Below are 14,619 nucleotides of genomic sequence, written 5' to 3' on the forward strand. Positions count from 1 at the left end.
CTTGACCCCGGTGCAGTACAGGGTCAAGCACACAGGCAGCGCTTAGAACTAGTGTCCGACTTTCGTGTAGCAGTTCACTGCGCGGGAACGACGGTCTTGAGGCTGGCTGAAAAGCATACACAGCTACTGTTCACACACTGCCCCGGCACGTCGTTCCCGCGCAGGCGGGAACCTAAGTTCTGAGCGCCGCCATCAACGCCTACGCCCCTCCTGACGCTTCCCACCACCCTGCTTTCCACCCTGCCGTTTGCGTGCCGCCGAATTCTGCTGCTGCAGCACCGCATCGACCCGCTCCGCCGCCTCGCGCGCCAGCTCCTGGGCCAGCTCGATGCTCGGGAAATACTCCGGCTCGCGGTAGCCCAGCCAGGCATAGGCCGAATACACGCGGCAGGTATCCTCGACTTCCTGCAGGTTCATGTAGAACAGGTGCTGCGGATTCGGATTCGGCTGCAGCTTGACTACCTTCTTCTTGGCCAGCGACAGCGCCCAGTGTTCCCAGGCGCTTTGCAGCACCGGCACGCGGCTCGAGATCGGCACCAGCGACAGCATGAACTTTTCCGCCACCGACAGCGGCAGCGTGTCCAGCCATTCGGCGCGCTCGTTCTGTTCCTCGGTGATGCGCGGATAGAAGAAGCCGTCCGGCACGTCGATATTGTGCACGAAGCGTTTCAGGAGCTTGACCAGCGAGGTCTCGCCGGTCACCGCCGCGATGCGGTGCAGCTGCTCGAGCGAAGGCGCGACCGCAAAGCCAGTGGCGGCCACCGGCGGGATCTTTTCCTTCATGAGCGCGCGCATCACCTGGTGGGTGTCGTCGTCGTAGCCGGCGACAAAGCCCTCCTCATGCACGCCATAGCGCCCTGCCCGGCCCGCGATCTGCCTGGCCAGCGCCGCCGAAATCTCTTCTTCCTCGACGCCGTTGTACTTGACCGCGGTGGTCATCACGATGCGCGCGATCGGCATGTTCAGGCCCATCGCCAGCGCGTCGGTGCCCACCACGATATCGGCCTGCCCTTCGCGGAAGCGCTCGGCCTGGGCCCGGCGCACCTCGGGCGACAGGTTGCCGTACACGGTCGCCACCGACAGGCCCTTCTCGGTGATCATGTCGCGCCACATCAGGACCTCGCGCCGCGAGAAGCAGATCACAGCGTCGCCCCGGCGCAGGTTCGAGAGCTTGCGCACGCTGGTCGGCTCCATCGACAGCGGCCCCATGCGCTTGAGCACGTGGACTTCGAGCGGCACCTCCAGGCGCTCGGCCAGCGCCTCGATCGCGCGCCGTGCTTCCACCGCGCCGACCAGGTACACGACGTTCGCCGGCGCGCCGCACACGGCGGTGGTCCAGGCCGCGCCGCGGTCGCGGTCGGCCAGCATCTGGATCTCGTCGATCACGGCCACTTCCACCGGCGTCTTCGTGTCGAGCATCTCGACCGTGCTGGCGACGTGGGTCGAGCCCTCCACCAGGCGCCGCTCCTCGCCCGTGATCAGGCTGACCTTGACCGGCTCTCCATGCGGACGCGCGGCCTGCAGGCGCTCGTAGTTTTCCAGCGCCAAGAGGCGCAGCGGCGCGAGATAGACGCCGCTGCCGGCCTTGGCCAGCGCTTCCATCGCGCGATGGGTCTTGCCCGAGTTGGTGGGCCCCAGCAGCGCGATGAACTTGCGCTGCATGCGGCTGGCCACCTCGAACGAGCGCGGATACTCGGCCAGGTTGATGCTTTCCTTGGTGCGCGCAGCATGGCGTTCCTCGGACTCACGCTCGGCGGCGTGGGTCAGGCGCTGCGAGATGCGCTGGAACACGTACTCGGCCGGCTCGGAGGTTTCCAGTTCATCGAGCACGTCGAGGAAGGTCATCGGATCCCAGCCGAATTCGTCAGCGTCCTCAGCGATGTCGCGCACGAATTCCTCGGTCTCGGCGTGCAGGCGCTGCAGGTCCGCTTGGTCCGTGCGTTCTTCGATCAGCTCGCGCCGCGCCAGCAAATCCATCTTGCGCCACTTGCTCGGCTTGGCCAGTACGCCGCGTCCCGGCACCAGGCGGTAGGGCACGCGCAAACCTTCGTACCTCACCTCGCCCGAAAAGCGCAGGAAGACGCGGCCTTCCATCTTGACCAGTTCGATGCCGCGCGCGGCCAGGCCGAGTTCGCGCTCGAGAAAGGCGTCGTCGGGTTCAGGGTTGTCAGCGGGAGGTATAACTGGGTGATCGCTCATGGCTGGAAGCTGGATATCTGGTTGGCCTTACTATATCGCGCTGGCGCCGGAGACATCGTTCGGATGCCATCGACCGTTAGCGCAAAAACGTCGTCCCCGCGAAGGCGGGGACCCAAGTGCTTCGAGCAGCCACTGACATCTGTCCAGGTGGTTTGCTCGAGACTTGGGTCTCCGCCTGCGCGGGGACGACGTGCGTACTGAAACTTTACTGCTGCGACGAGGTGCTTAAGCAGCCACGCCCGCGTTATGCGCCTGCTGGTCGGCGTGATACGACGAACGCACCATCGCGCCCACGGCCGCGTGCACGAAGCCCATCTCGTACGCCTTCTCTTCGAACATCTTGAAGACGTCCGGGTGCACGTAGCGGCGCACCGGCAGGTGCGAGTTGGTCGGCGCCAGGTACTGGCCGATGGTGAGCATGTCGATGTCGTGCTCGCGCATATCGCGCATCACTTGCAGGATCTCTTCGTCGGTCTCGCCCAGGCCGACCATCAGGCCCGACTTGGTAACCGCGTTCGGGTACATCTTCTTGAAGTCGCGCAGCAGCACCAGCGAGTGCGTGTAGTCGGCGCCCGGACGCGCTTCCTTGTACAGGCGCGGCACGGTTTCCAGGTTGTGGTTCATCACGTCAGGCAAGCCGTCGGCGAAGATGTTCAATGCTTTTTCGAGGCGGCCGCGGAAGTCCGGCACCAGCACTTCGATCTTGGTGTTCGGCGAGGACGCGCGGGTCTTCTGGATGCACTCGACGAAATGGCCGGCGCCGCCATCGCGCAGGTCGTCGCGGTCGACTGAGGTGATCACGACGTAGGACAGGCGCAGGTCGGCGATGGTCTTGGCCAGGTTGCCCGGCTCATTCACATCCAGCGGATCCGGGCGGCCGTGGCCGACGTCGCAGAACGGGCAGCGGCGGGTGCACTTGTCGCCCATGATCATGAAGGTCGCGGTGCCCTTGCCGAAGCATTCGCCGATGTTCGGGCAGGACGCTTCCTCGCACACCGTCACCAGGTTGTTGGCGCGCAAGATGTCCTTGATCTCGTAGAAGCGCGACGAGGCGGTGGCGGCCTTGACGCGGATCCAGTCCGGCTTTTTCAGGCGCTCGACGTCCGCGATCGGCACGATCTTGATCGGGATGCGCGACGTCTTGCTGGCGCCTTTCTGCTTTTCGCTGGCGTTGTAGGCGGATGCGGAGGCGATGCCGGTGTCGATTTCGGAAGTCATTTGGCTCGTTGCCCCAGAAGGGCGTCAGTTGGTTTGTTCGGTTCGGACTTGGCTGGGTTCGATCTGCGGGCTGACCTGCTGTCCGAGATGCAGGGTCAGGGCCTGGGCCAGCGCCTGCTGGACATCCGCCAGCGGCGCCTCGACGCCCATGGTGCGCATGTCGACCGTAGCCAGTCCCGAATAGCCGCACGGGTTGATCCAGGTGAACGGGGCCAGGTCCATGCCCACGTTCAGCGATACGCCGTGATAGGTGCAGCCGTTGCCGCGCACCTTGAGGCCGAGCGCGGCGATCTTGGCGCCCTTGCGCGGGCCTTCGGCGATATAGATGCCGGGCGCGCCGGCGATGCGCTCACCGGCCAGATTATACGCCCCTAATACATCGATCACTGCCTGTTCGATTTTTTCCACAAACTGGCGCGCGTACAGCTTGCCGCCTGGCTTGTTGCGGCGCAAGTCCATCAACAGGTAGATCACGACCTGGCCCGGGCCGTGGTAGGTGACTTCGCCGCCGCGGTCGGTCTGGACCACCGGCACGCCCTGCGGCGCCAACACGTGGCCCGGATCGGCGCCCAGGCCCAGCGTGAACACGGGCGGGTGCTCGACGATCCACAATTCGTCGCGGGTCTCGGGCATGCGCGCGTCGGTGAAGGCGCGCATGGCGGCGAAGGTGGGTTCGTAGTCGGCACGGCCGAGTTCACGGACGAGCGGCGCGGCGGGGTGGGTCGAAGACATGGAATCGGGGCGAGGCATCAAACCATAGTATGGACAGCCCCGTCATTATAAGCCAGCACGATGGGGCGTGCCTGCTGAACAGGCAGCCCGGCCCGCCGCTTATCGATATGGCAATGCGCCCTTACAGGACCATCTTGACCATCGGGTGGGTCGACAGGGTGCGGTACACCTCGTCCAGCATCTCGCGGCTGGTGGCGGTGATGGTGACGGTCAGGCCGGTGTAGTTGCCCTTGGCCGAAGGACGGGTTTCCAGCTTGCCTTCGTGGAAAGTCGGATCGAGCTGGGTCACCAGCGCGAGAATGGTGGGAGCGAAATCGATGTGGGTCGCGCCCATCACCTTGATCGGGAATTCGCTCGGGTATTCGATGAGGGATTCTTTCGGGTCCATGACTTAATCCTGTGTAAATGCGCATTGTAGCCAATGCCGGCGTTTTCCTCAGCGTTCCTGCACGCGCTGGCCGCGCGCATCGGTATGGCCGCGCTGTTCGGCGTTGCCGCGCGGGGTGAACGCGGGCGTGGAAGGTTGCGGACGCGGCGCGGGCGGGGCGACCATCTGCGGCGGCGGAGCGGGACGCGGCGGCGGGGCGGCCACCATCTGCGGCGGCGGACGCACGTCGGGCCGCGGCATCGGGCGTGGCTCGGGACGCGACTCGGGACGAGAAAACGCCGGCGCCGGATTGGTCGTCATGGCCGGCGGCCGCTGCTGCTGCTGCTGCTGCAATTGCTGGCTGCGTTCGGCCCGCTCGCGCATGCGGTCGCGCTGCTCGCGTTCGCGTTCGGCGTGGCGCCCGAAGCTCATGCGGTCGGCCTGCATGCGGTTGTCCAGGTCGCGCTGCATGCGGTCGCGTTCTTCCTGCTGGCGCACGACGCGCTCCTGCTGCTGCAGGCGCTCGCGCGACAGGCGCTCGTTGCTCTCGCGCTGGCGCGCCATCGGGTCCGGCTCGGGACGGCCGCGATCCTGCACGAAGCCGTCGCGCGTCACCCTTTCGGTCTCCAGGCGCTGGCGCACCTCGCGCCGCTCGATCAGGTCGCGCCGCGCGTCGTTCCCGCGGTTCCAGTCGGCGCGCGCCACCAGCGGCGGCGGCGGGGCGCTGCCCTGTCCGCGCGGCAGCGCGAAGTTCGGGCGGTCGGGACGCGGCGCGCGCGGCACGACCACCGGCCCACGGCCGCCGAAGTGCTCGCGCGGCACCACGGTCAGGCCGTGGTGTCCCGGCCGTTGCTGGGCCGCGCGGCGGGTGGCGTGGCGCCAGTCGTTCAGGCGCCGCAGGCGCTCGTTGGACAGGCGGTAGCCGGGCACGTAGCGGTCGTAGGGGCTGAGCGGATACCAGCCATGCGCGTGCAGGTTGTGCGAGGCGAAGCCGACGCTCCAGTTGCCGCCGCCGACCCAGCCGACCAGCGCCGGCGACCATACCGGCCGCCGCTCGAGGCGGCCCGGGGCCCAGGCCCAGCGGTTGTGCACCTGCACCCAGCGGCCGTAGTGGAAGGGCGCATAGCCCCATGGTGCGTTGTCGACCCAGGTCCAGCCCCAGGGAGCGATATAGCTCCACTGGCCGTCGCGGTAGGGCGTCCAGTCGGATGCCACCACGGTCGGCGTCCACAGGCTGCCGTAGTCTGAATGGGTGCTCCAGCTGCCATGGCGGTCGAGTTCCTCGTAGCCGGTCATTTCGGTGCCGATGTAGCGCGAGGACTGCTCGGCCACCAGGGTCTGGTCGCGCGTGAGGGCCCAGTCGTCGAATTCGTCGCGCCGCGCCTGCAGGGTGCGCACGTCCTCGTCGCGTACCTCGGCGCTGCGGCCGGCGCGCACGGTCAGGCTGGCGCCGGCGCCGTCGACCTGCGCCTCGCCATCGAGCACGCTCACCACGCTGGTATCGGGCACGCGGTCGGCATCCACGCGCAGGCGGCCCGGCTGGGTCAGGCGCACGGTCGCCTGCGCCGTGCGCAGTTCGAACTCGGGCGCCACCTCGCTGTTCATGACGCGGATGCTGGCGCTGCCGAAGTGCAGGCGCAGGCGCAGGCTGTCGTCGTCCAGTTCGGTGAGCTCGAGCGAGCTGTCGCCGTCCAGGCGGATCGAGGTGGAACCGATGCGGATCTCGGTACGGGCGCCGGGCGAGGTCGTGATGAGGTTGCGGGTGGTGACCGGCCAGTTGACCACGGCGGCGCTGCTCTCGGTGCCGACGTCGCCTCCAATTTCGACCTTGCCCTGGACCAGCGAAACGCGGCCCACCCGGCCCGGCGGCTCGGTCTCGATGACACCATTGCCAGCCGCCTCGACCTGGCCCGGCGGGTCGGTCTGGATCACGGTCTGCGCGGACGCGCAGGTGGAAAACGCGGCCAGAGCGAGCAGGGCGGCGGTATGAAAGCGGCGGTGGGTCATGACATGCTCCAGGATGGAACGCGGACGGGGTGGCTCAGCCTCATTACAACGCTCGAGCTCCCGCATGGACAACGCGGGTTACACAAAGTTGCATCTGCCGGCGTAACAGAAATAGTAGCCGGCCTCATGGCGCATTCAGGCCGGCTGGCGCTTGACGAAGAATAGCATCGAGCCAATCAGGACCAGCACTGCGCCGAACACGCGGTTCTGCAGGCGCATATGACGCGGATCGCGCATGAAGCGCTGCATCGAGGCGGCCAGGGCTGCGTAGCCGTGCATCACGATCGAGTCGATCGCCACCATGGTCACGCCCAGGATTGCCAGCTGGGTGAGCAGCGGCGCATCCTTGGAAATGAACTGCGGCAGCACGGCGACCATGAAGATGATGCCCTTCGGGTTCGTGGTATTGGTGAGAAAACCGGTCAGCACGCGCTTGCCGAAGGACGGATGCGCTTCCAGGCCGGCGGTCGACGCCGTCGGTCCCGGCGCCGGGGCGGCGCGCCACTGGCTCACGCCAAGGTAGATCAGGTACAGCGCGCCGATCACCTTGACCGCCGTGAAGGCGACCGAGGATGCCAGCAGCAGCGAACCGACGCCGGCGCCGGCGATGACCAGCACCAGGACCAGGCCCAGTTGCAGGCCGAGGACGGTTGCGCTGGCCTTCTTGAGGCCGTAGGCCAGGCCATGCGACATCGACAGGACCGCGCCGGAACCGGGCGAAATGGCGATCAGCGAACCGGCGATGACGAAGGCGATCCAGGTGGCGAAGCTCATGGCGGCGAAAAAATGAAAAGGTACTGCGGAGGAGGAGCGGGGAACTACGGCGGAGACGACAGACAAACGGCAAATTCAGCCAGCGCGTGCGACCCGCGAACGGGCCGCGACGCGAGGCCGGGTACTGATTACTTCTTCTTGGTCGGGTTGACCGCTGCCTTCAGGGTCGCGCCAGCCGAGAAACGCGGGCTCTTCGATGCCGCGATCTTGATCACTTCGCCGGTGGCAGGGTTGCGGCCCTTGCGTGCGGCGCGCTTGGTCACCGAGAAGGTGCCGAAGCCGGTGATGCCCACCGTGTCGCCTTTTTTCAGGCGCTCGGTGATGATCTCGATGATGGTGTTCACGGCGTCGCCAGCGGCAGCGCCCGACATCTCGGTGCGCTTCGCGAATTCTGCGATCAGTTCGCCTTTTTTCATAAATCCCTCCGGGGTTAAAAGAGCGGGAAGATTAGCATAAATATTGCTATATGTAATGCCGCGCCCCGAGGGAAATTTGAAAGGAAGCCTTATGCGACGCCAGATTCGATGACCGGACCGTTCAAACGGTTGCGCAACGCGGCGTTGATCAGGGTCTGGTAACCGGTGCCGCAACGCTCGGACAGGTTGCGGAATTCCTTCAGCACCTCGTCGTCGAGGTAGATCGTGATGCGGGTCTTGCGCTTCGGCGGGCGGGCGCGGCGAACCGGAGCGGAAGTAGAAGCGGCAGGCTGGATCGACTCGGTATTCATTGGATGATCTCCTTCGTTGGGGGGACGAGGCTGCAGTGCCGCAACCTTCAGCGTTGCACTATACGTATGCAGACCGCCGGTTACCCGCCAAAAGCGACGAGATGCAGATTTCCAGGCATGAAACGCAAAAAGCCGCGCCGAACGGTGGCGCGAACCGTGTAGCCGCCGATTTGCGGCTCGGTTAATATCGTGTCAACTATATGTGAAGGAGCACTGTCATGGCTGGAGCAAGCTTACTTACCTTGTTGGACGATATTGCCACCATCCTCGACGACGTGGCCGCGATGAGCAAGATCGCGGCCAAGAAGACCGCGGGTGTGCTGGGCGACGACCTGGCGCTCAATGCGCAGCAGGTCACCGGCGTGAAGGCCGATCGAGAACTGCCGGTGGTGTGGGCGGTGGCCAAGGGATCGATGGTCAACAAGGCGATCCTGGTGCCGGCCGCACTGGCGATCTCGGTCTTCGTACCCTGGCTGATCACGCCGCTCCTGATGATCGGCGGCGCCTTCCTGTGCTATGAGGGCTTCGAGAAACTGGCCCATAAATACCTGCACGGCGCGCAGGAAGAAGAGCAGGCCAAGGCCCAGCACAAGGCGGCGATCGCCAATCCCCAGGTCGACATCGTCCAAATGGAGAAGGAAAAGATCAAGGGCGCGGTGCGCACCGACTTCATCCTGTCGGCCGAGATCATCGTCATTTCGCTGGGCACCGTGGCCGGCGTGGCGCTCGGCCAGCAGGCGGCGGTGCTGGTCACCATCGCGGTGGCGATGACGATCGGCGTCTACGGCCTGGTGGCGGCCATCGTCAAGATGGACGACGCCGGCCTGTACCTGAGCCAGAGCCAGAGCGGCGCCGCGCGCAGCCTGGGCAAGGGCTTGCTGGCGACCGCGCCGCGCCTGATGAAGGTGCTGTCGGTGGTCGGCACCGCCGCCATGTTCATGGTCGGCGGCGGCATCATCGCGCACGCGATCGAAGCCGTGCACCACTTCTCGCAAGGCATTGCCGCCTCGCTCACCGACATCCCGGCAGTGGGTCCGGTGCTGGCTTTCCTGGCGCCGATCCTGGTCGACGCCCTGGTCGGCGTGCTGGTGGGCGCCATCGTGCTGGCGGCCGTGATGCTGGTGCAGCGACTGCGCGGCAAGAAACTGGCAGCACACTAAGCCTCATGCGTGGGGTCGGCCTCGCTGACCCCACGCTCGTCGCCGCCACTACCGTGGCGGCTGATCCTTGCGCGTCAGGATCGCCCCGATCGCCAGGCCAATCGCAAACCCCACATACACCACGCCCAGCGCGTTGCGCGACATGCGCTTTTCATACCCCGGCTGCAAGGCCCTTGGGGTCAGCTTGTAGTCGGTAAACGCGGCGAATGCCGACGTTGCCGCCGAGGACGCGGCGATGGCCATTGGATTCTTCCCGTCCATTACGCCTCCCAGCGCGCGTTCGAACACGAAGGACCAGAAAGTCGCGCTGGCATGGTGGATCAGGTAGCCGGGCACCGTGTAGCGCAGCGAGAAACGGTCGCGATAGCCTGCTTTCTGACCATGGACATAGTGACTGACGGCATTGGTTGGTGCAAAGGAGCTGCCGGACTGGATCTTGCCGACGAGGGCCATTGCCACCGTCGAGAGCACGCTCGAGGTCGCGCCAGAAATGAGTGCGCGCTGTAATGCCGTATTTTCCATACAATCCTCTTTTACTTGATGTGAAGGGAAGCACGGATGCGGATTTTGCTGACGGGCGCAAGCGGTTTCATTGGGCAACATCTGCTACAGGCCTTGCTCACCGAAGGGCACCACGTCGTGTGTGCGCTGAGAGCACCCGAAGCGAAGCTGCCGAAAAGCGATGACCCACGCCTGAGCTATATCCACGCCGATTTTTCTAAAGATACCGATAAAGCGGCCTGGCTGGCGCGCCTGTCGCACGTCGACGCCGTGATCAACACAGTGGGCATTTTCCGCGAAAGCGGACGCCAGGATTTCGCCCGCCTGCACCGCGACACGCCGCGCGCGCTGTTCGCCGCCTGCGCCGAATCGCACGACGTACAGATGGTGATCCAGCTGTCGGCACTCGGCGCTGACCGCGATGCGGCGTCGCCCTACCACCTGTTCAAGCGCGACGCCGACGACTACCTGGCCAGCTTGCCGCTGCGCTCCTACATCGTCCAGCCATCGCTCGTCTACGGCCGCGACGGCGCCAGCGCGCGCACCTTCCGCAGCCTGGCCAGCATGCCGCTCACCCTGCGCTTCGGCAGCAAGCCACAACTGGTGCAACCGATCCACGTCGATGACCTGGTACTGGCCATCGTCGGCCTGCTCAAGCACCGCCTGCCGATGACGCCGGGCGCCGGAACCTCGATGCGGGTGCCGCTGGTGGGGCCGCAGGCGATGCCGTTCACCAACTATCTCGGCCTGCTGAGATCAACCATGGGCATGGGGCGCCAGCGCGTGCTGCCCCTGCCAGGACCGGTGGCGCGGCTGGCGGCCGCCATCCTGCCAGGTTCGCTGATCAGCCGCGATGCGCTGAGCATGCTGGACCGCGACAACACGGCCGACGTCATACAGACGGCGGTGCTGCTCGGCCATCTGCCCCGCGCGCCGGATGAATTCATCGGCGACCCGGACGGCGAACGTGCGCGCGCCAAGCTCGGCTGGCTGCTGCCGATGCTCCGCTACAGCATCGCGGCGGTATGGATCCTGACCGCGATCGTGTCGTTCGGCCTGTATCCGGTCGAGGCCAGCTACGCGCTGCTGGCGCGCACCGGCATCTCTCCCGACCTGCAGCCATGGATGCTGTATGGCGCCGCCACTTTCGACCTGCTGCTGGGGCTGGGCATCCTGTTCCTGGCGCGGCGGCGCTGGCTGTGGCTGGCGCAACTGGGCCTGATCGGGTTTTATACGATCGTGATCGCGGTCAAGCTGCCCGAATTCTTGCTTCACCCCTACGGGCCGCTGACCAAGAACCTGCCGATGCTGGCCGCGATCTGGCTGCTGTACCAACTCGAGGAAGAATAATGGATTACGTGGTGCTGAAATGGCTGCACATCGTCTCGTCGACGCTGCTGTTCGGCACCGGGATCGGGTCGGCCTGGTACATGCTGTTCGCGACCGTCAGCCGCGACGTGCGCGCGATCGCGGTGGTGGCGAAATACGTCGTCATCGCCGACTGGCTGTTCACGGCCACCACCGCCATCCTGCAGCCGCTAACCGGTTTCTATATGGTTTATCTGGCCGGCTATCCGCTGCACAGCAAGTGGCTCATGTGGTCGATCGTCCTGTACGCGATCGCCGGCGCCTGCTGGCTGCCGGTGGTGTGGCTGCAGATCCGCATGCGCGATATGGCGGCGGAGGCGGCGCGGCGCGATACGCCCTTGCCGGCGCTGTACTGGCGTTACTTCAGGATCTGGGTGACGCTGGGTGTGCCGGCGTTTGCGGCGTTCATCGTGATTTTCTGGCTGATGGTGGCCAAGCCGATGTAGCGGGAGCCGTCTGCATTTTCCTTATAAAAATATCTTTTGCGCCATCGCCCATCCTCCCCAGGCGCCCATGCCGAAAGCGATTAGCCCGGATACCACGAGTACAGTTTTAAGCAATTTCCAAGCTGCTTGTTCTTCCATTTTCTACCTCTGCGAGTTGCAACCAAGAATCTAAATTTATCATCAAAGCGTGCGCCCGGCAAACACGACTAGCGAGCGTCCCGGCCTCGGACAGCCGCGTACAATGGCCCGCGTACCGTTCAACCAGAAGGGGATTTACGCATGCAGGCTTACCAGATTCTTCACGGCGCAAACATCGACGGCCTCCAGTGCATCGACTACCCTGAGCGCGACCTCGGACTGGGCGAGGTACGCATCCGCGTGCATGCCGTCTCGCTCAACTACCGCGACCTGATGGTCGCCAGCGGCAACTACCTGGTCTCGGTCGAGGATCCCATCATCCCGTGCTCGGACGGCGCCGGCGAAGTGCTGGCGGTCGGTCCCGGCGTGACGCGGGTGCAGGTGGGCGACCGCGTGGCCGGTTCCTTCTTCCCGCACTGGCTGGAAGGCGGACCGACGCCTGACAAGGTGCGTCACGGCCTGGGCGGCGATATCGACGGCATGCTGGCCGAAGAAGTCATCCTGCACGAGGACGCGCTGGCCATCGTCCCGGCCAGCCTGTCCTTCATCGAGGCGTCCACCATGCCGTGCGCCGCGGTCACCGCCTGGAACGCGATCTTCGTCTCCAGCAACCACGTCAAGCCGGGCGATACCGTGCTGCTGCTGGGCACCGGCGGCGTCTCGATCCTGGGCCTGCAACTGGCGCGCGCGGCGGGCCTGCGCACCATCGTCACGTCGTCCAGCGACGACAAGCTGGCGCGGGCGCGCGCGCTTGGCGCCCATCACACGATCAATTACCAGGCGATTCCCGAGTGGCACGACGAAGTGCTGCACCTCACCCATGGCGCCGGCGCCCAGGTGGTGCTGGAAGTAGGGGGCAAGGGGACGGTGAACAAATCGGTGTCGAGCGCCGCGATGGGCGGGACGGTCGCCGTCATCGGCGGCGTCAGCGGCTTCGGCGGCGAAGTCAATCCGGCCTCGCTGCTGGCCAGCGCCAAGCGCCTGGTGGGCATCTATGTCGGCAGCCGCGCCATGCTGGAAGACGTGATGCGCTTCGTGGACGTGGGCGGCGTCAAGCCGGTGATCGACCGCGTGTTCCCGTTCGGCCAGGCGCGGGAGGCATATCGCCACATGGCGTCCGGCGCGCACTTCGGCAAGGTGGTGATCGACGTCACCGACCGACCATAGTTATTTCCTGAGCTTGGGCACCAGCTCGATCTCGAACAGCTTGGGCCACAGCTTGCCGGTGACGAACAGGCGCTTGCCCTTGCTGTCCCAGGCGATGCCGTTGAGGACGGCGTCGACTTCCCTGGTGCCGCGCTGGTCTGGCGGCAGCAGGCCGGTCAGGTCGATCACCCCCAGCACCTTGCCGCTGTCAGGGTCGATGCGGGCGATCAGTTCGCTGCCCCAGATGTTCGAATACAGCTCGCCATCGACCAATTCCAGCTCGTTCAGGCGGTCTACCGGGCGGCCCTCGGCCATCACCTGCACCCGGCGCAGCTCCTTCATCGTCTTCGGATCGAGGATGCGGATGAAGGAACTGCCGTCGCTCATGTACAGCTGCTTGGCATCGCTGGCCAGGCCCCAGCCTTCTCCCTCGTACTTGAAACTCTGCTTGAGCTTGAAGGTCTTGAGGTCGAACACATAGCCGACCTGCGAGGTCCAGGTCAGGCCGATCAGGTGGTTGCCCACCGCGGTCGATCCTTCGCCAAACACCTCCTTCGGCAAGTCGGCCTTCTGCACCACCTTGCCGGTCTTGAGCTCTACCTTGCGGATCGTCGAACGGCCATACTGGCCGGTGCTTTCGTACAGGTGGCCGTCGCGGTAGAACAGGCCTTGGGTAAAGGCCTGGGGATCGTGGGGGTAGGTATTCTTGACGACAAAGCCATAGACCGGCAGCGCGGCCTGGGCGGCGCCGGCGCTCACGCAGGCGATGGAGCAGGCGACAGCGAAGGTGGAGAACTGTTTGAGCATCGTGATTGGCTGAAAAAGCGGCAACAGACTGTAGCACGATAGCCGCCGGTTCGCGGTCGAATGCGCATCAGACATAGGCCAGCAAGCGCCCGCAGGCGATCACGGCGATCCAGAGCAGCAGTGACAGCGCCGCATGCAGCCTGGCCCAGGCCGGCACGGCATCCGCCCAGCGGGCCGCCCCGCGCCAGGGACCGGCGTGGAAGATGAGAGCATTCACGCCGGCCGCGACGACCAACGCCAGCTTGAGCAAGAAGACCTCGTTGTCCAGCAGCTCGGGCTGGGTCGAGAACATCAGCGAACCACTCGGCACGATCAGCAGCAGGCCGAACCAGGACCAGGGAAGCAGGTGGCGCGCCAGCGCCTGCACCGGCAGGCTGCGGCCGAAGCCGAGCAGGCGCAGATCGAACATCGCCGCCGCCCCCACCAGCACGGTGAAGCCGACGATGTGGACGATCTCGACGATCGGATACAGCCAGGCGTCGTCGCGCAGGGCCTGGGCCAGCGGCGTCGAGGCGGCCCAGGCGGCCGCATCGTGGACAACACCCGACGCGCCGCTCAGCGCAGCTCCGTGACCTTGTCGCCGACGGTGATGCGCTCGGCGCGCAGCTCGTTCGGCTTGCTGCGGTTGGGATAACCATAAACGGTGACTTCGCCGCCGACCGCCAGCATGTCCTTGGCCAGCCCGCGGGCTTCCATGCGGCCCGGCGGGGCCAGCACTACAACCCAGGTCTTGTCCGGCGTTTTGAGGCGCACATAGCCGTGGGGCTGCTGGTAAGCGGATTGCTCGATCGTGCCCGTCAATCGCTTGGGCTGCTTGGCATCGTATTCGCTCCAGCCGTGATGGGCGGAAGCGGTGGCGGCCACAACGGATAATACGGTGGCCAAGAGTGTGCGTTTCATTGTTCTCCTCCGGGGTGAAGAAATCCATGATGCATATGGCAAGCATATCCTTGAACAAGGAAAGACGCGCGCACGGCTGTTCGCCAGAAGCGACCCGGACTGCCGGGTGTAGTATGCATTTATTGCCAT

Annotated in this window: 17 protein-coding genes; 5 read left to right on the forward strand and 12 right to left on the reverse strand. The window is 65.4% G+C overall.

The genetic code is table 11. The features are described from left to right. Positions 1 to 192: 192 nt before the first annotated feature. From AC3A6F_RS18840 to AC3A6F_RS18875, 8 genes are all read right to left on the reverse strand, one after another. On the reverse strand, positions 193 to 2,199 hold the full coding sequence (locus tag AC3A6F_RS18840) for a helicase-related protein (RefSeq protein ID WP_487683414.1): 2,007 nt from the start codon (positions 2,197 to 2,199) through the stop codon (positions 193 to 195). A gap of 225 nt (positions 2,200 to 2,424) precedes the next feature. Continuing rightward, the gene (gene lipA, locus AC3A6F_RS18845) at positions 2,425 to 3,417 is read right to left on the reverse strand and encodes a lipoyl synthase (protein WP_487683416.1); all 993 of its coding nucleotides are present in this window, start codon (positions 3,415 to 3,417) and stop codon (positions 2,425 to 2,427) included. 24 nt (positions 3,418 to 3,441) lie between these two features. Next, a complete protein-coding gene (gene lipB / locus AC3A6F_RS18850; RefSeq protein ID WP_487683418.1) occupies positions 3,442 to 4,149 on the reverse strand; it encodes a lipoyl(octanoyl) transferase LipB in 708 nt (235 codons plus the stop codon). Between the two features lie 121 nt (positions 4,150 to 4,270). Further along, on the reverse strand, positions 4,271 to 4,537 hold the full coding sequence (locus tag AC3A6F_RS18855; protein ID WP_123068407.1) for a DUF493 family protein: 267 nt from the start codon (positions 4,535 to 4,537) through the stop codon (positions 4,271 to 4,273). Between the two features lie 48 nt (positions 4,538 to 4,585). Beyond that, positions 4,586 to 6,523 (reverse strand): DUF6600 domain-containing protein, encoded by a 1,938-nt coding sequence (locus AC3A6F_RS18860; protein WP_487683421.1) that lies wholly within the window; start codon positions 6,521 to 6,523, stop codon positions 4,586 to 4,588. A 135-nt stretch (positions 6,524 to 6,658) separates the two neighbouring features. Next, positions 6,659 to 7,297, reverse strand: coding sequence for a LysE family transporter (locus AC3A6F_RS18865; RefSeq protein WP_147933631.1), 639 nt, complete (start codon positions 7,295 to 7,297; stop codon positions 6,659 to 6,661). 128 nt (positions 7,298 to 7,425) lie between these two features. Further along, positions 7,426 to 7,713, reverse strand: coding sequence for an HU family DNA-binding protein (locus tag AC3A6F_RS18870; protein WP_005664253.1), 288 nt, complete (start codon positions 7,711 to 7,713; stop codon positions 7,426 to 7,428). An 89-nt stretch (positions 7,714 to 7,802) separates the two neighbouring features. Beyond that, entirely contained in the window at positions 7,803 to 8,024 is a 222-nt protein-coding gene (locus AC3A6F_RS18875; RefSeq protein ID WP_487683424.1) for a BrnA antitoxin family protein, read from the reverse strand. Positions 8,025 to 8,242: 218 nt separating this feature from the next. On the opposite strand from AC3A6F_RS18875, the gene AC3A6F_RS18880 reads away from it, so the two are divergent. Further along, positions 8,243 to 9,184 carry a DUF808 domain-containing protein gene (locus AC3A6F_RS18880; protein ID WP_487683426.1) on the forward strand — a complete coding sequence of 314 codons (942 nt, stop codon included), beginning with the start codon at positions 8,243 to 8,245 and terminating at the stop codon, positions 9,182 to 9,184. Positions 9,185 to 9,232: 48 nt separating this feature from the next. Here AC3A6F_RS18880 and AC3A6F_RS18885 read toward each other — a convergent pair whose 3' ends face one another. After that, positions 9,233 to 9,706 (reverse strand): hypothetical protein, encoded by a 474-nt coding sequence (locus tag AC3A6F_RS18885; RefSeq protein WP_487683428.1) that lies wholly within the window; start codon positions 9,704 to 9,706, stop codon positions 9,233 to 9,235. Positions 9,707 to 9,742: 36 nt separating this feature from the next. Between AC3A6F_RS18885 and AC3A6F_RS18890 the strand changes: the two genes are divergently transcribed. The 3 genes from AC3A6F_RS18890 to AC3A6F_RS18900 all read left to right on the forward strand — a co-directional run bounded on the left by AC3A6F_RS18890 (position 9,743) and on the right by AC3A6F_RS18900 (position 12,804). Further along, positions 9,743 to 11,035 carry an SDR family oxidoreductase gene (locus AC3A6F_RS18890; RefSeq protein ID WP_487683430.1) on the forward strand — a complete coding sequence of 431 codons (1,293 nt, stop codon included), beginning with the start codon at positions 9,743 to 9,745 and terminating at the stop codon, positions 11,033 to 11,035. After that, entirely contained in the window at positions 11,035 to 11,499 is a 465-nt protein-coding gene (locus AC3A6F_RS18895; RefSeq protein ID WP_487683433.1) for a DUF2269 family protein, read from the forward strand. The genes AC3A6F_RS18890 and AC3A6F_RS18895 overlap by 1 nt, the downstream gene beginning before the upstream one ends. Positions 11,500 to 11,778: 279 nt before the next feature. Next, positions 11,779 to 12,804, forward strand: coding sequence for a zinc-dependent alcohol dehydrogenase family protein (locus tag AC3A6F_RS18900; protein ID WP_487683436.1), 1,026 nt, complete (start codon positions 11,779 to 11,781; stop codon positions 12,802 to 12,804). On the opposite strand, the gene AC3A6F_RS18905 is transcribed toward AC3A6F_RS18900, so the two are convergent. Further along, complete coding sequence (locus tag AC3A6F_RS18905; RefSeq protein ID WP_487683439.1) at positions 12,805 to 13,590, reverse strand: glutaminyl-peptide cyclotransferase; 786 nt, start codon at positions 13,588 to 13,590, stop codon at positions 12,805 to 12,807. 67 nt (positions 13,591 to 13,657) lie between these two features. Then, the gene (locus AC3A6F_RS18910; RefSeq protein ID WP_487683442.1) at positions 13,658 to 13,999 is read right to left on the reverse strand and encodes a DUF6644 family protein; all 342 of its coding nucleotides are present in this window, start codon (positions 13,997 to 13,999) and stop codon (positions 13,658 to 13,660) included. 34 nt (positions 14,000 to 14,033) lie between these two features. On the opposite strand from AC3A6F_RS18910, the gene AC3A6F_RS18915 reads away from it, so the two are divergent. Then, on the forward strand, positions 14,034 to 14,162 hold the full coding sequence (locus AC3A6F_RS18915; protein ID WP_487683445.1) for a hypothetical protein: 129 nt from the start codon (positions 14,034 to 14,036) through the stop codon (positions 14,160 to 14,162). Here the strand turns inward: AC3A6F_RS18915 and AC3A6F_RS18920 are convergent. Next, a complete protein-coding gene (locus tag AC3A6F_RS18920) occupies positions 14,146 to 14,490 on the reverse strand; it encodes a DUF6152 family protein (protein ID WP_487683447.1) in 345 nt (114 codons plus the stop codon). The two genes, AC3A6F_RS18915 and AC3A6F_RS18920, sit on opposite strands and share 17 nt — an antisense overlap. Between the last annotated feature and the right edge of the window lie 129 nt (positions 14,491 to 14,619).

The sequence above is a fragment of the Massilia sp. Soil_C_3 genome, from assembly GCF_057657035.1.

Bases quoted from the DNA above. Each gene is read 5' to 3' on its own strand.
- AC3A6F_RS18860 (WP_487683421.1), bottom strand. From the start codon at position 6,523: ATGACCCACCGCCGCTTTCATACCGCCGCCCTGCTCGCTCTGGCCGCG.
- AC3A6F_RS18920 (WP_487683447.1), bottom strand. From the start codon at position 14,490: ATGAAACGCACACTCTTGGCCACCGTATTATCCGTTGTGGCCGCCACC.
- AC3A6F_RS18885 (WP_487683428.1), bottom strand. From the start codon at position 9,706: ATGGAAAATACGGCATTACAGCGCGCACTCATTTCTGGCGCGACCTCG.
- AC3A6F_RS18880 (WP_487683426.1), top strand. From the start codon at position 8,243: ATGGCTGGAGCAAGCTTACTTACCTTGTTGGACGATATTGCCACCATC.
- AC3A6F_RS18840 (WP_487683414.1), bottom strand. From the start codon at position 2,199: ATGAGCGATCACCCAGTTATACCTCCCGCTGACAACCCTGAACCCGAC.
- AC3A6F_RS18900 (WP_487683436.1), top strand. From the start codon at position 11,779: ATGCAGGCTTACCAGATTCTTCACGGCGCAAACATCGACGGCCTCCAG.
- AC3A6F_RS18895 (WP_487683433.1), top strand. From the start codon at position 11,035: ATGGATTACGTGGTGCTGAAATGGCTGCACATCGTCTCGTCGACGCTG.
- AC3A6F_RS18915 (WP_487683445.1), top strand. From the start codon at position 14,034: ATGTGGACGATCTCGACGATCGGATACAGCCAGGCGTCGTCGCGCAGG.
- AC3A6F_RS18905 (WP_487683439.1), bottom strand. From the start codon at position 13,590: ATGCTCAAACAGTTCTCCACCTTCGCTGTCGCCTGCTCCATCGCCTGC.
- AC3A6F_RS18855 (WP_123068407.1), bottom strand. From the start codon at position 4,537: ATGGACCCGAAAGAATCCCTCATCGAATACCCGAGCGAATTCCCGATC.
- lipA (WP_487683416.1), bottom strand. From the start codon at position 3,417: ATGACTTCCGAAATCGACACCGGCATCGCCTCCGCATCCGCCTACAAC.
- AC3A6F_RS18875 (WP_487683424.1), bottom strand. From the start codon at position 8,024: ATGAATACCGAGTCGATCCAGCCTGCCGCTTCTACTTCCGCTCCGGTT.
- AC3A6F_RS18870 (WP_005664253.1), bottom strand. From the start codon at position 7,713: ATGAAAAAAGGCGAACTGATCGCAGAATTCGCGAAGCGCACCGAGATG.
- lipB (WP_487683418.1), bottom strand. From the start codon at position 4,149: ATGTCTTCGACCCACCCCGCCGCGCCGCTCGTCCGTGAACTCGGCCGT.
- AC3A6F_RS18910 (WP_487683442.1), bottom strand. From the start codon at position 13,999: ATGTTCGATCTGCGCCTGCTCGGCTTCGGCCGCAGCCTGCCGGTGCAG.
- AC3A6F_RS18865 (WP_147933631.1), bottom strand. From the start codon at position 7,297: ATGAGCTTCGCCACCTGGATCGCCTTCGTCATCGCCGGTTCGCTGATC.
- AC3A6F_RS18890 (WP_487683430.1), top strand. From the start codon at position 9,743: ATGCGGATTTTGCTGACGGGCGCAAGCGGTTTCATTGGGCAACATCTG.